The sequence below is a fragment of the Thermococcus onnurineus NA1 genome, assembly GCF_000018365.1.
In the GTDB taxonomy this organism is placed as follows: Archaea; Methanobacteriota_B; Thermococci; order Thermococcales; family Thermococcaceae; genus Thermococcus; species Thermococcus onnurineus.
Window position 1 is genome coordinate 1,536,580 of record NC_011529.1, and the last position, 14,046, is coordinate 1,550,625.

At 50.0% G+C, this 14,046-nt stretch carries 16 protein-coding genes; 11 read left to right on the forward strand and 5 right to left on the reverse strand.

Going from position 1 to position 14,046, the window contains the following annotated elements; genetic code table 11:
• Positions 1-2 precede the first annotated feature (2 nt).
• Together TON_RS08530 and TON_RS08535 are read right to left on the reverse strand one after the other, a co-directional pair.
• Positions 3-1,076 carry a GTPase gene (locus TON_RS08530; RefSeq protein WP_012572634.1) on the reverse strand — a complete coding sequence of 358 codons (1,074 nt, stop codon included), beginning with the start codon at positions 1,074-1,076 and terminating at the stop codon, positions 3-5.
• Complete coding sequence (locus TON_RS08535; RefSeq protein ID WP_048055108.1) at positions 1,033-1,365, reverse strand: TIGR04076 family protein; 333 nt, start codon at positions 1,363-1,365, stop codon at positions 1,033-1,035. Before TON_RS08535 ends, TON_RS08530 begins: the two co-directional genes overlap by 44 nt.
• Before the next feature lie 76 nt (positions 1,366-1,441).
• Between TON_RS08535 and TON_RS08540 the strand changes: the two genes are divergently transcribed.
• Genes TON_RS08540 through TON_RS08560 form a run of 5 tightly spaced genes read left to right on the forward strand, consistent with a single transcriptional unit; the run spans position 1,442 to position 7,738 of the window.
• Positions 1,442-2,887: a DUF515 domain-containing protein gene (locus tag TON_RS08540; protein WP_148202387.1), complete on the forward strand. Its 1,446-nt coding sequence runs from the start codon at positions 1,442-1,444 to the stop codon at positions 2,885-2,887.
• Between the two features lie 11 nt (positions 2,888-2,898).
• A complete protein-coding gene (locus TON_RS08545) occupies positions 2,899-3,882 on the forward strand; it encodes a hypothetical protein (protein ID WP_012572636.1) in 984 nt (327 codons plus the stop codon).
• A gap of 6 nt (positions 3,883-3,888) precedes the next feature.
• Positions 3,889-5,748, forward strand: a complete 1,860-nt coding sequence (locus TON_RS08550) for a CpaF family protein (protein WP_012572637.1) — start codon at positions 3,889-3,891, stop codon at positions 5,746-5,748.
• 11 nt (positions 5,749-5,759) lie between these two features.
• Positions 5,760-6,827 carry a type II secretion system F family protein gene (locus TON_RS08555; protein WP_012572638.1) on the forward strand — a complete coding sequence of 356 codons (1,068 nt, stop codon included), beginning with the start codon at positions 5,760-5,762 and terminating at the stop codon, positions 6,825-6,827.
• A gap of 5 nt (positions 6,828-6,832) precedes the next feature.
• Positions 6,833-7,738: a type II secretion system F family protein gene (locus tag TON_RS08560; RefSeq protein ID WP_048055109.1), complete on the forward strand. Its 906-nt coding sequence runs from the start codon at positions 6,833-6,835 to the stop codon at positions 7,736-7,738.
• Here the strand turns inward: TON_RS08560 and TON_RS08565 are convergent.
• Complete coding sequence (locus TON_RS08565; protein ID WP_012572640.1) at positions 7,712-8,203, reverse strand: FKBP-type peptidyl-prolyl cis-trans isomerase; 492 nt, start codon at positions 8,201-8,203, stop codon at positions 7,712-7,714. The genes TON_RS08560 and TON_RS08565 overlap by 27 nt on opposite strands.
• 122 nt (positions 8,204-8,325) lie before the next feature.
• Between TON_RS08565 and TON_RS08570 the strand changes: the two genes are divergently transcribed.
• Positions 8,326-8,619 carry a hypothetical protein gene (locus TON_RS08570; protein ID WP_012572641.1) on the forward strand — a complete coding sequence of 98 codons (294 nt, stop codon included), beginning with the start codon at positions 8,326-8,328 and terminating at the stop codon, positions 8,617-8,619.
• A 39-nt stretch (positions 8,620-8,658) separates the two neighbouring features.
• Here TON_RS08570 and TON_RS08575 read toward each other — a convergent pair whose 3' ends face one another.
• Entirely contained in the window at positions 8,659-9,153 is a 495-nt protein-coding gene (locus TON_RS08575; protein WP_012572642.1) for a DUF2118 family protein, read from the reverse strand.
• A 69-nt stretch (positions 9,154-9,222) separates the two neighbouring features.
• Between TON_RS08575 and TON_RS08580 the strand changes: the two genes are divergently transcribed.
• The 5 genes from TON_RS08580 to TON_RS08600 all read left to right on the forward strand — a co-directional run bounded on the left by TON_RS08580 (position 9,223) and on the right by TON_RS08600 (position 13,183).
• A complete protein-coding gene (locus tag TON_RS08580; RefSeq protein ID WP_012572643.1) occupies positions 9,223-10,083 on the forward strand; it encodes a DUF4129 domain-containing protein in 861 nt (286 codons plus the stop codon).
• On the forward strand, positions 10,070-10,522 hold the full coding sequence (locus TON_RS08585) for a hypothetical protein (RefSeq protein WP_012572644.1): 453 nt from the start codon (positions 10,070-10,072) through the stop codon (positions 10,520-10,522). Before TON_RS08580 ends, TON_RS08585 begins: the two co-directional genes overlap by 14 nt.
• On the forward strand, positions 10,491-11,444 hold the full coding sequence (locus TON_RS08590) for an AAA family ATPase (RefSeq protein ID WP_012572645.1): 954 nt from the start codon (positions 10,491-10,493) through the stop codon (positions 11,442-11,444). The genes TON_RS08585 and TON_RS08590 overlap by 32 nt, the downstream gene beginning before the upstream one ends.
• Before the next feature lie 90 nt (positions 11,445-11,534).
• Entirely contained in the window at positions 11,535-12,761 is a 1,227-nt protein-coding gene (locus TON_RS08595; RefSeq protein WP_048055188.1) for a DUF58 domain-containing protein, read from the forward strand.
• Positions 12,758-13,183, forward strand: a complete 426-nt coding sequence (locus TON_RS08600) for a hypothetical protein (RefSeq protein ID WP_012572647.1) — start codon at positions 12,758-12,760, stop codon at positions 13,181-13,183. Before TON_RS08595 ends, TON_RS08600 begins: the two co-directional genes overlap by 4 nt.
• On the opposite strand, the gene TON_RS08605 is transcribed toward TON_RS08600, so the two are convergent.
• Entirely contained in the window at positions 13,180-14,019 is an 840-nt protein-coding gene (locus tag TON_RS08605; protein ID WP_048055110.1) for a carbohydrate kinase family protein, read from the reverse strand. The two genes, TON_RS08600 and TON_RS08605, sit on opposite strands and share 4 nt — an antisense overlap.
• Between the last annotated feature and the right edge of the window lie 27 nt (positions 14,020-14,046).

Sequence of the window (14,046 nt, forward strand, 5' to 3'; positions counted from 1 at the left end):
CATCACTCCATTATCACAACGACACCCTTCCACTTCTTCCCAAAGCACTCACTCGCAAGGGCGTGCTTTCCGGTGAGCTTTTCGAGGAGCTTTATTCCGCCGTCGCACTTCTTGAAGCCCGTCGCGATGCCAACGGTGAACCCCTCAATTTCCCTTATTCCAACCCGCTTCGTGTTGTCAAGCTTTTCCCTCAGCTCTTCGCCGTATTTCCAGAGTATCCTCCTTGGGTCGAGGAGCAAATCCTTCTCGATGCCATCAAGAACATCCTCGAAGTCCCAGACGAACTCTTGGCCTTTCTCTTCCTCCTTTCCAAAGAGGGTGAACCTTCCGGTCTGCCACTCGCGGAGAAGCCAGCGAGCCGTTTCCTCAAGGTCAACCTCACCGCCCTTCCTGATTATGCCCTTTCGCTTTCCTATCTCCCTGAGGATATCTTCCTCGCTGGAAAAGTCTTCAATGCCAAACTTCTCCGTTAGCGCCTCCTTTCTCGTCTCCAGGATTCTGCCGATGAGCTTCAGTGCCGGCTTAACTGGCTCCTCTATCTTGTCTGCAGGAAAACCTCCTTTGATGACTAGCTCGTCGAAGTCATCTATGGGAACAACTCCAGGACTGTCGAGAAGCCATATCTTTTTGCTCAGCCTTATGAGCTGCTTCCCCTTTGTGTAGCCTGGAATAGGGGCTGTTCCTACGGCCTTCTTGCCCTTCAGCGTGTTGATTATCGTGCTCTTGCCGACGTTGGGATAGCCTATGAGGGCCACCTTAACTTTATCCTGATAGTCCAGCAGGCCCTTTGCGAGCTTTTTGATTTCCCTCCTTAAAATTCCAGTTCCCTTCCTCTCGCGGGCGGAGATAAAAACGACCGGAATCTCGCTCTTTCTCTTATACTCCTCGGCCCACTCCTTGGGCACGAGGTCAGCCTTGTTCATGACTATAAGGAGCGGCTTTCCCTCCTCCTTAACGAGCCTCTCCAGTTTTCTGTTCCTCGTTCCTATAGGGTCTCGCGCGTCAACTACCTCGACGATGATATCGGCCTCGTCAATTACCTCTCTCACAACCCGCCAAGCTTTTCTCTGCTTCATCTCGCACCACCGTTATCTCAAAGATTACCGTCCCTCCGTCTGTGTAGGGCGGTCCAGGATCAAGGCACTGCACGTAGGCTTTCTCTCCCCTACCAAGCCCAAGTTCTTTTGGCTTAATACCCTTTCGCAGTGCAACTATGTACGGCAGTAGCGAGGCAAGAGCATGGGTGCACAGTGCGTCTGTCTCCTTTAGGTTGATGGTTGGGCCGTCAATCACAATTTTGTCCCCGGAACGAAAAACGGGACATTTCCCCCGAATTTCCACTACTCGAATCTCTAACCGCTCCATACCACCACCGAAATCTAAATAAAGCTTGAGGTTCAAAAAACTATTTGATATGAGAAGCTGATTATGATAACAGTTGATGGTGGTGCTCAACGTGTCCGAAGATATCGAGGCGAAGATTCGCCGTTTGAGGGAACTAGGTAAGGCCAGTGTGGAATCTGATGTTCCTAAAATGGCCAAACCCCCAGTCAAAAAACCCCCTAAAAAACCCCGTTCAGTGGGGAGCATTAGGGAAAGGGAGAGACGAAAGAGAATTCTTACTGGTGCTGCGATTCTCATCGTTATCATTCTTGTAATCTCTGTTGGAGCATATGTCTATCTTCAAAATCGTGCGGCAGAGCAGCTATCGCAGGCTAAGGCCAAAAAGCTGGCCGAGGTAAACCAGTACTTCCAAGGAGAGATAATGAACAGTACCATTGGTCAGCAGACTAAGCAAGAGCTCATAAACGAGATTAACTCTGCTCAGTCCGTTGATGAAGTCAACGCAATAGACGTTAAGGCCGCCTATGCAAAGGCTTGGCAGGAATATCAGGCATACCTCGCGGAGCAGAAGCGTCTCGAATACGAGAGGCAGCTTAACCAGACCAAACAGGAAAAGATAAAGAGTATAGAGATGGAGTTCCAGCCGCTTCTCTCGATGCCTCTGCCTGACGACCTCAAAAAGAAGGTTATTGACTCTATGAAGAGTCTCGAAGATCAGATTGCGAGCGCAACCACGATAGAGGAGGTCAACTCTATCACAACCTCACCGTACCTTCTCGAGCTCTGGAGGGATTATTACTACTACCTAATCGATACCATGCCAACTCAAAACGTTATACTGCAGAAGGGTGACTCTAAGAGAATCGTCACAAAGACTGAGGCTAAGTCCATCCTTGGGGGAATAATGGATTACGGGGAGCTCATCCAGTACAGGATTTACAAGGTTGAGTTCGTTGACATTGCCCTTGTTCTCTCGAGGGACAAGATAAACGGTGCCTTCCTTGTTCCGGGAGATAAGATAATGATATTCGCCAAGAACGCCACCAACGCCCAGTTCAAGGAGATAGTGAACGAGGGCTACGTCCAGCTCGTCCTCCTACCGACTGAGGTCGGAGCCATATCGGTCAACGAGGCCCAGAGCCAGACCAGCTCTTCAAGCAGCTCCTCTTCAACCCAGTACACCGAGGATCACACGACCACATACACGCCGGGAGACACTTCAATAACCAACGGTCAGGCCATCAGCGATATCTACACGAACACTCAGACGGCCACCCAGAGCGCCTCGGCGAGCTACACCTACACCGTCGACCTCACTGAGATACTCAAGGCGATAGCAGCTGGAAAGATACAGGCCAGCGAGGATGTTAAAGAGCAGCTCAGGGCATATGGATGGGAGATAGTCGACCTGGAGAAGGAGTCGGGCATGCTCGTGCTCGATCCGAACACCCAGTTCCTCGTCATCGTTAGAGTTCCGTCAATCTTCGTACCAGACATACTCTCCAACCAGCAGTACCTCTACATAGCGAAGGTCGCGAGCTGAGGTGATTAACCATGAAGCGCCTTGCAGTATCTCTCTTTATTCTTTTGTTAGCTTCGTCTCTAGTTAGTGCAGCGACCTACACTCTTCCCGGGGACACCTACAACAACATCGGTATAATGGGACAGGTAATGATAGACCTGAATGTCACCATAGTCAACACGGCCTCTTTCCCGAAGTTTATAGTGGTCAATCCGCGCTATGACTTCACAGTTTACAGGCTCGACAACAGTGAGGCGATGAAGGCATTTTTCCTTGGGGATAGTGTAATTCATAACCTCTCAAACATCCAGAGGACGACCCTCAACTATTACACTGGCTTTTGGATAATGCCCTATGAAACGGTTGTTGTGAACTTCAGGATAACCTCCCACTACTCCTACATCGTCCCAACTGTGAATTATCAAACTGTCTGTGGTGATCAGGCTAAGATAACTTCTGTTGAGTACAATGGAAGTCAGGTTAGTGGCGTTATAGGGGATCTTGATGATATCTCAGTAATAAGCTGTGGTGTTATATACCCACAGCTCATAAACACTCCCAAGGTCGTATATCTGAAAAGTATGTTTCCAATAGTTGATGGTCACATTAAAATCCTTAAGTACGACGGAACGGTCACCTTCCGCCTCACTAACGTTCCCAACGAAGGCGGACTTTTCAACACGTTCTTCGCAGCATCGATACCTGTCATCTTCGATGGTGCCAAGACCTACGACTTCGTACCTAACTATACCATGACCTACAAAGAGTACATGGAGGACTTTGTCTGGAGATACAAAGGTCTCACCTCACCGCAGAAGACTCCTCAGCCGCAACCGGCTCCGTCCCTCCCGGGAATGTTCCAGCTCTCGAACACGCTGATAAGTGGTATCTCAGTAGGAACACCTGAAATCACTCCCCCCCAGCAGGCGGGATTCGACTTCCCGGTCTGGATAATCTTCATGGGGAGAAGTGTGGATATAACCTATCACGTTAGCTGGACGAAAGAGGGGCGGTGAGAGTTGGTGTTGGATGGGAAGAAAAAGAAGAAGGAAGGCCTCTCATGGATAGATGAGATACTTAACGGAGAGGATGATCTCCTTGAGAGCATGCTTAGGGATGAAAAGAAAAAAGAAAAAGAGGAGTCGCTTCCTTTTGTGGATAGGAAAGGTGGAATTGATCTAGATGAAATCCTTAGTAAGCCTTCTTCCGAGGATACCCTGAATAGCAGACCAACTGGCGCTGATATCCTCGGGGAGATACTCACCAAGGATACCCTGGAGAAAAAACCCACACCTGTTGAAAAGCCAAAACCCAAGCCTCCTTCAACACTTCAGGACATACTTGGCTCATCCGCCAGTAAAGAGGAGACAACCTATGCCGGAAGGGCTGAGGTCCTCGATGCCTATGGCAACGTCCGTATTCTCAAGGTTAAGGGAGAGCCAGTTCCAATATATGAGATTCGTCTTCCCAAACTCACCCGCGATGAGGAGGAGCTTTTTAGGAGGATCAAGGAGAGGGCAATAACAGAGCTTCAGATCGATCCTACGGCATTTCCAGACCCCGAAGAGCGCCGGCGGGTGTTCATGAACGCCATCAGAAAGATGATAAAGGAGGATGCACCACACTTCTCGGAGGGTAGGATCGAGATACTCACTGAGATGATCGTCCAGTCAATGATAGGCTACGGTAAACTCGACCCGCTTGTCCGCGACGACAACCTTGAGGAGATTATGGTAATCGGAACCAAAAGACCCGTTTATGTCTGGCATCGGCGCTTTAATATGTGTAAGACTAACATAATTTTCCCCGAAGACAGGGAGATACTCAACATAATCGAGCGCATAGCTAGAGAGGTCGGCAGGAGGATAGACCAGCAAAGTCCTCTTCTCGATGCCCGTTTGCCTGATGGAAGCCGTGTGAACGCTACCATACCTCCGATAAGTCTTGATGGACCCACCATAACCATCCGTAAGTTTAAGAAAGATCCGCTCACGATTATAGACCTCATCAAGTACGGAACTATGAGCACTGACATAGCATCTCTGCTGTGGATATTCGTTGATGGTCTTGGAGTCAAGCCTGCCAACGTACTCGTCGCCGGTGGAACTGGCTCGGGTAAGACCACTACCCTGAACGCCATTGGAATGTTCATCCCCCCGAGCGAGCGTGTCATCACTATTGAGGATACTGCGGAACTCCAGCTTCCAGTTGAACACTGGGTGCGTCTTGAAACGAGGCCCCCTAACCTTGAAGGTAAGGGAGAAATAACCATGGATGATCTCGTTAAGAACACCCTGCGTATGCGTCCTGATAGAATCATCGTTGGTGAGGTCCGTGGCCCAGAGGCAAGAACAATGTTCACTGCAATGAACACGGGTCACGATGGCTGTATGGGCACAATCCATGCTAACTCTGCTAGGGAAACTATAGTCCGTCTCGAGAGTCCACCGATGAACGTCCCTAAGATAATGATTCCGGCCCTCGACATTATCATAATGCAGGTCAGGTTCCACAGCAGGAAGAAGGGAACCATCAGAAGGATAACAGAGATAGCAGAGATTTCGGGTGTAGAAGGGGAAAATATTCAGCTGAACAAGTTGTACAAGTATGATCCTGCCAAGGATGAGCTCGTTCCTACGGGTGTTCCGAGCAAGACCCTCAACGCACTCGCCCACCACACTGGAATGAGCATGGCAGAGCTGGAGTTGGAAAAAGAAAAGAGGAAAATAATCCTTGACTGGATGGTTGAACAGGGCATCAGGGGCATTGAGAAGGTTGGATACTACATAAGGCAGTTCTATGTTGATGAAGAGGCGTTATTCAAGAAGATTGAGGCTGAGAGCGACGTTGAAACCAGCAGGCAGATTAGGAATCTGATTTAAGGGTGATAATCGTGGACATCGTTAAAGCGTTCTCAGACTTTTTGGAGCGACTAGGTGGAAAGACCATTGAAGTAACTGAAAAGCCTATTAGAAGAATCCCAAAAGGTAAAAGCGTTCAGGAAAGGTTGAGGGCCCTTAAGGAGCTTCAAAAAGAGATTGAAAAGGAAAGGACAGAGGCAGTAGACAAGGAAAAAGAAATAGAAGAAATTCTCGAATGGAGAAAACAGGAGATCCAAAAACCATTCTCGGAGAGGCTCGCAGAAACAATGCTCCGCTATTTTAGAGGCCCAATAGAGTCGCTCACAGGCTTCTTTAAAGGCCTTGATCAGGATCTATACAGGGCCAGCATTTTGATGCCCAAGGATAAGTACGTTGCCCTCATGCTTAGTGTTGCAATATTCTCGGGTATTTTTGGGTTCCTCTTCTCATACCTCATTTACATGCCGATAGATACATCCATTTTAATTGGCATTCTTGGTTTCATTGGTGGCTTCATATACATGAGGCAGTATCCTAAAATGATGTGGAAACGCAGGGTCGTCGAGGTTGAGAGAGCGATGCCGTATGCGCTTAGACACATGGCATCACTCCTTAGTGCGGGAGTTGGTATATCCGAGGCAATACTATCAGTTGCACGTGCCGATTACGGTGTCATCTCTGAGGAGTTTGAGCTCATACTCAGAGACATGAGAACAGGTTCCTCCTTTGAAGAGGCTTTAACGAAGTTCGACGAGAAGATGAGTTCAGAAAATGTGAGCAGGGTTGTTAAACAGATCCTTAGAGCTGTGAAGTTTGGTGGAAACCTATCGGAAGTCCTCTACAAGATGGCAGAAGATTTCGCCTTTGAGTACAGGATGAAGCTGATAGAGTATGTTCAGAGGGTCAACGGTATAGCCTTCATTTACATGTTCATAACCATAGTCATGCCAACGATGTTCGTCGTCGGAATCCTAGCGGGGTCAGTAATGGCACAGTCGCTCATAATGCCGCCTGAGACCCTTGCAGTGATTTTGCTGTTTGCATTTCCGGCACTGTCGTTCATCATAGTCAATATGATTAAGAAGGGAGAGCCGAGGTGAAAAAGATGCCCCGAAGACTGTCATCACTTTCAACACGACTTATTGAACGGCTTATTCCAAAGATGTGGTTAAAGCGCTATGAAGTTTTCATATACTCCGCTGGAATAAACTTTCTGGCTGTCGAGTATCTCGTTGTGTCTTTCCTTGTAGGGATAATTGGAGCCCTCGTGGTTGATTTGTTCCTTACTAAACTCTATGCACTCGCCGCGTTCTTGGCGCTGTTTCTTGGCATGGCCTTTGGCTATCCCTACTGGAAAATAACCAAGCGTATTGAGGAAATGGAGAAGATGCTTCCGGATGCATTTTTCTATCTGGCAAGCTCCCTCAGGGCGGGTATATCCTTCTCTGAGGCACTTGAAGAGCTCACTACGGCCAAGTTTGGTGCACTAACAGAGGAGTTCAAGAAAACTGTTGCCGAGATAAAGAAGGGCCGTTCAACTGTCGAAGCCCTCAGAGCGTTTGCCATAAGGAACAGGAAGTCTACTGTTATCTACAGATCCATGATGATTATCATTGAGGCCATTGAAAGGGGTGCCCCTATGAGTGATATCCTTGTCTTCGTTGGAAACGACGTCAGAGAAATACTCAGAATCAAAAAGGAGCGCAAGGCCTCAACAGGGATGCAGGTGATGTTTTTCATAGTCACGAGTGGATTCATAGGCCCCCTAATCCTTGGCATAGTCTCTCAGGTCATGGGAGCCATGAGCACTGGAGAAATTACATTCCCAATAGACACTATAAAAACAATACTTCTTGGCTTTGTCGTTCTACAGGCGATAGTCTCTGGCCTTGGAATTGGCGTTATAAGAGAAGGAAAGTTCTCAGCAGGCCTTAAATACAGCCTGCTGCTTGTGGTAATGGGCGTTGTAATATTCCAAGGAGCATCAAACTTCCAGATCGGAGGCCTCTGATTCTTTAACCTTTTGTATGTCCACTATCTCGACCTCAAAGACAAGGGTCTTGCCCGCGAGCGGGTGGTTGAAGTCGAGGGTAACGTTATCCGATCCAACCTTTGCTATCTTGGCTATTCCTGAATCGGTCATTACGTACATACCCTCGATGGGCTCTATGCCAACGCTTGAGAAGTCGGCTATGGGTACCTCAATGATTAGTTCCGGGTTTGGCATGCCGTAGCCTTTTTCGGGTGGTATGGTGATGGTCTTCTTCTCACCAATCCCCATTCCGATAAGTGCCTCGTCAAGACCGGGTATTATCTCACCAACGCCAACGTTAACTCCGAGGGGCCCGTATTCCCTCTCCTCCACGTATATCTCGTTCTCCTTTGCGATATCCTCGTAACTCGTGTCAAAAATTTCTCCATCCTCAAATCTTCCGATGTAGTTGAACACCACAAAATCTCCAACTTCTACTTTCATTTCCTTCAACTCCAAAAGTGTTTCAGTAGGAGTGGACGCACGCCCTTATAACGATTTCTATTAACGAAGCGAGGTAATATATAGAAGAATAACAAGCTAATTCTAAGGTTGAGGTATACGAAATGGGATGTCTTTCAGATAGACTCCGGGAGGAGTATAAGGACCTCCAGATCAAGGAGGTTTACGCCACAAAGCTCGGAGACACAGACATTGAGATCCTTGAGGTCTCGAAGGATGGGCAGAAGTTTATAGCCATGTTTCAGAGCCGGCTCCTCAAAGATGGTATCTTCCAGTGGTCTCTCATAATAACAAGCGCAAACAATACGAGAACCATCAAAGGTCTGGATCCAATGGACGGCATAAAACTTGCCCTTAAGTCGAGCATAGACGCCATGATAGCTGGGATGAAAGAGTGAATCCCTACCAACGTCTAAAAATTTAGACAAAGGTGGGGACTACTCTTCCGGAAGAATGTAGTAGACGTAGTGCGGTCTATTGGTTATTTCGTCAATGAAGACAACCGTTCCTGTCTTGGGAGGCTTGAGATAGTGGACTTCGCCCTTCTTTGTCGTTACCGCTGCGAAGGCGTCACCGGTTCTGACGCGATTGCCCACGTTGGCTATGAGGGTTTTAGTGTAGCCCTCGACCGGGAGAAGGAGAAGCTCGTCGCCTTTCCTTAGGTATATTCTTGTCCTCCCGTCTGGGAGCACAAGGACGGCATCCACCTCCATCCTGCCCTTGAGTCTGTCCACGTGAAGGTAGAACCTGTCGTAGACTTCTTTGGCGAGGAACTTGGCCTTCTCGACGTCGATGAACTCTGGAACACTCTCACCTTTCCTCAGCCATACCTCAACGTTGTTCATTATGATGAGACAGTCCCTCGAAGCCTTGTTGTTTTCGATACACCCCTCTTTGGGGACTTCAACGTAAAGCTTTGGCATCTTCTCCATACATATCACCTGACCTTTACCTGGGGGTAAAAGTTTTTAAACCTGCCCTCCATACTACACCCGATAAAAATGTCCACTAGGGTAAAATTTCTAACCCTCTTTGGACTGCTATTTTCATTGATGACACTTCTGTTGAGCTACGATACTAAAACCGGAGAGCTGAAAAAAAGCCCCGCCCCGTTCACAGGCTTTCTGGTAATTGCCGCCGCTATAGTTTCGGCGGTAATTCTCTTCCTTCTCTTTCTCAGCTGGCGCGATTCAACTTCCAGGAGAGAGTTTGAGGTCGACAAGCTCCGGTACGTGATTTCCTGGATCGTGATGGGGATTGGGGCCCTGGGGTACGTATACTTCGGTAGAAACCAAAAAACGCTGCCCTTGTTTCCTAACATATCCTTCAACGAGACCCTCAACAACACCTCCATCGGTGAGACAGTAACCCCACCGTCTCCCCTTTACTACAACAACACCTTCGCAAACACAACCCCAACGGTTTCTCCTCAGACTAACTATCTGCTCTACGCCTTCGTCGCGATCTTCATAGTGGGAGCGGTTTACTTTGCCGTTGTCTACTACCGTGAGGCCCTCAGGAAGAGGAAAAGGAAGAAGATGTGCGAGAGGGCAGAGCTGTTCGATAAAAAGCTCGATGAGCTCGGCCTCGACATGTTCAGCGACCCGAAGGAGGCTGTTGTTGGTATATACAAGAACGCCGTCCTCTGGCTCGAAGTCTTGGGAATACCGTATAGGAAGAGTTGGACCCACTGGGAGCACGCGAGGAACGTGAACGTGTCCCTATTCAAAGAGCCGTTCGTTGGTTTAACGAAGCTCTTTGAAAAGGCAAAGTATGCCCCCGAGAAGGTTACATGGGACGATGCGGAGAAAGCCCTCGAGCTTTACAGAAAGATGCGGGGTGCGTTGAATGGGGCTACATAAAGCCGTGGTCATCGTCGGTGCCGTTCTGTTGCTTATAGCTACAATTGCGGGTTCGTACATGGTCAGATGGTTAGCGGTTCTCTTCCTTGGGATCTTTCTGGCGTTCTTTCTCTTTGGCATAGAGATACGAGTGGCGAGACCCAGGCTGAGACGTTCGATGCAGGTGAAAAGAAAGACAGACGTCGACAGAACCATCGCCCTCATAGACAAGGCCAAAACTGGTAAAGTCGCCCGCTCTCTTGTGGAGGAGAAGATAATAGACATCTACGCGACCCTTTCCGACGATTACAACTCAACCTACCGCTCACTCCTCTCCAAGCCGAACGAGGCATTGAAGGCTCTTCGCTCGGAGCGGGACTTTCTTGACAACCTTGAAAAGGCACTCAAGATTGTGGAGGCTGATCTAAATGAAGGTAGAAGAGGTAAGCCTGAAGGGTAATCTGGTCTTGGAAGAGGTCAAGAGGGCCATAGTAGGAAAGGACGAGGTGCTCAAGTTAATCCTGACAACGATACTCGCTGATGGCCACGTACTGCTCGAGGATCTTCCGGGTCTCGCAAAGACCCTGATGGCGAAGAGCTTCGCCAAGGCTTTGGGTCTTGATTTCAAGCGCGTTCAGTTCACTCCAGATCTACTTCCGAGTGACATTCTTGGCGTGAGCGTCTTCGACCAGAAAACGCTTGAGTTCGAGTTCAAGAAGGGGCCAGTATTCACCAACATCCTTCTCGCTGACGAGATAAACCGTGCCCCACCGAAGACCCAGAGTGCGCTCCTTGAGGCAATGCAGGAGAGACAGGTTACAGTGGAGGGTAAGACCTACGAGCTGTCCAAGCCCTTCATAGTTATAGCCACCCAGAACCCAATAGAGCAGGAGGGAACCTATCCCCTGCCAGAGGCCCAGCTCGACAGGTTTCTGGTTAGGCTCCGCGTCGGTTACCCGAGCAAGGACGAGGAGATCGAGATACTCCGCAGGAGAATGGCCAGAAAGAAGGAGGAAGTAGACATAAACTCCATCCTTACTCCTGAGGAAGTCGTGGAGATGCAGAGGGCAATCGAGGATGTCTACGTCAGCGACGCCATCCTTGAGTACATAACGGATATCGTCATCGCCACCCGGGAGGACAGAAGGGAGATAGAGGTCGGTGCCTCTCCGAGGGGAAGTCTCGCCCTCCTCAAGCTCTCCCGCGCCTATGCCGCACTCGAGGGCAGGGACTACGTGATTCCCGACGATGTTAAAGCGATAGCCGTTCCTGCCCTGAGCCACAGGCTCATCCTCAAGCGCGAGCTCTGGTACACCAAGGTCAGCCAGGAGAGCATCATGGAGAAGCTCCTTGAGCGCGTTCCCGTTCCCAAGTTCGAGTGAGGTGGAAGAGTGGCCGAGAGCGGTGAGGTCATACTCCGGACCCCGACGAACGTTAAGGGAAGGGAAAAGCCTGCAGGACTAGCTGGGAGAATGATGCCCACCGAGAAAGCCGAGGAGATACTGATAGCCCTGTGGCTCATTGTCCTCTTTGCCTTTCTCTTGCTCCGCTGGGAGATGGTTTACCTTACTCTTCCAATCCTCTGGCTGCTCTTCATAGCCGTTTTCTTCTTCAAGCCCAGCCTGAACGTTGAGATAGAGCGTATTATTCCCCACAATCGTTTTCTGGAGGGCACCGAAGTCGAAATCCAGCTCAGGATAAAGTCCCGCGAGAGGATTCCGAGCCTTAAGCTTGTGGAGAACATACCAGAAGGGCTTGAGCTTGTAGAGGGTAGCAAGGAGTATGTGATTTCCCTAAAGAAGGGTGAGGAGAGAATCCTGAGATATAGAGTTAGGGTAAAGAGGGGTATCCACGAGTTCAACTGGGTCGGTCTCAGCTACCGTGATCCCTTCGGCTTTTTCAAGGTTGATAAGAAGATTGAACTCTACACTGAAATCGTTGGCGTCCCCATCATAGAGGACGTCCCCACCCCATACTCCACGAGGGGAACGAAGATAACCGTCGGTCCACTGCCATCGCCAAGGGTCGGCGAAGGTGTCGAGTTCCACGCTATAAGGGAGTACCAGCCCGGTGACCCGCTCAAGATAATCAACTGGAAGGCCACCGCAAGGACTGGAAGGATAATGGCCAACGAGTACGAGAGCGAGAGGAAGGTGGACGTCGTCTTCATCGTCGATTCCTCCTACACGGGAGAGCTCGTCTTTGACTATCTCGTCCGTGCTGCTGCCTCGCTCATGCTCGACGCCCTTAACAACGGCACGAGCTTCGGTTTGCTCTTAGCTGAAGAAGTCCCCCTCTGGGTCCGGATAGACTACGGAAAGAGGCACTTCTTCAAGTGTGTTGATTTTCTCAGCACTGCAAAGCCGGACAAGAACAACCTGATTGCCTACCAGGTTGAGCATCTCATAAAGTCCCGCTTTCCGGCGAGGGCTCAGCTGCTATACTTCTCGCCCCTCCTGGCAGAAGAGAGCAGGGAGGCGCTTAAAACCATGGCGAGGTACGGCTACAACGTCGTTGTCATAAGTCCCAACCCATACACGGCCCTCGAGCCGAAGAGCAGGGAAGAGGAGCTCGCATTAAAGCTTCTCAGCCTTCAGAGAAAGGCCATGCTGAGGAAGATGGCAGCCTATGGAATAATAATCGATTGGGACGTCAGGAAGCCCCTCAAGTCTGCGATAGCAGAGGTGATAAGCCTATGAAGATAAAGAGGCGGCTCTTTTCAGTGATTCCATTGGCTCTCCTCTTTGCGCTGCTGGCGAGGATTGACGGCAGGATCCTCTTCCTGATCCCCCTTGGCCTTATGGGAATCCAGTGGTACTTCATCGGCTCCCTCTTTCTCGTGACCGTTGGGGTATTCCTGATATACACACGCACCGGCGGACTTTACGGCCTCGCGATAATAGCCCTAACCCTTCTGGCCATCGAGATGGGCTACCTCGACAGGGAGAGGGCTCCAAAGGAGCATTACTTCGTCGTCTTAGCTGCGGTGGTGCTGGCTTTTCCAACTTATCTCCTCATGGAGAGCATCTCCCCTGCCCTTCCGAGGCTCGAGGTTACTGCCTTGGCCGCTTTCCTGCTCATAGCACTGTACGTCTTCGCGAAGGCCGTTGCTGAGAGCTAAACCTCTATGCTCCAGCTCCCCATCTTTTTGAGGATCTCGCGGGCTCTCTCGAGACCCGTTCTAACGCACTCCTCGAGCGGTGCTCCCTTAGAGTATCCCGCCAGGAAGCCACCCGCGAATGCATCTCCAGCCCCGGTCGGATCCACTATCTCCTCGGGACTTATTGGGAGTGCCGGGAACTCTTTGAAGGTTCCATCGTAGATTAAAACTCCCCTCTCGCTCCTTGTGATGACCACCAGCTTCGCGCCCCAGTCGTGGAGAATCTTTGCGGCTTCCTCCGCGGTCTCGGCTTTCGTTATCGTTAACGCCTCCCTCTCGTTGGGGAAGATAACCTCAACGCGCGAGACTATCTCCTTCATAAGTTTGGTTTTCCTCTTGTAGTCCTCCATGTAGGTCGGGTTGAAGTCAATGCTTATCCTTTTCCCTTCGAGCCTTTTGATGGCTTTCAGTTGTTCCCCTGGGGGAATGGGAGCTATGTGGAAGAGTTTGGCTTTGAGATATTCTTCGGGAATGGGTGTCTCCCCCATGGCCTGGGCAACTCCCATGTCAACGGGTGCATCCACGCTTCCGTCCTCATGGTATATCATGTAGATATGTATCGTCCTTCCCGGGAGAACCTGAACGCCTCTAACGTCAAGGATCGATGAGAGTTTCTCCAGCCACTCTCCCGGGAAATCCTCGCCCACCTTGGTAACGAGGCCCACCTTGGCCCCTGCTAGAGCCGCAGAAGTCGCCACTGCCGTTGCAGCTCCTCCCGGAAGGAGTATCTCTTCCTTGCCCGGAAACCTGAGATGATCTATTGAGACATGACCGAGCACGACGAGGTCCATCCTCATCACCGTCTTTTATTTTGGCCATCATTA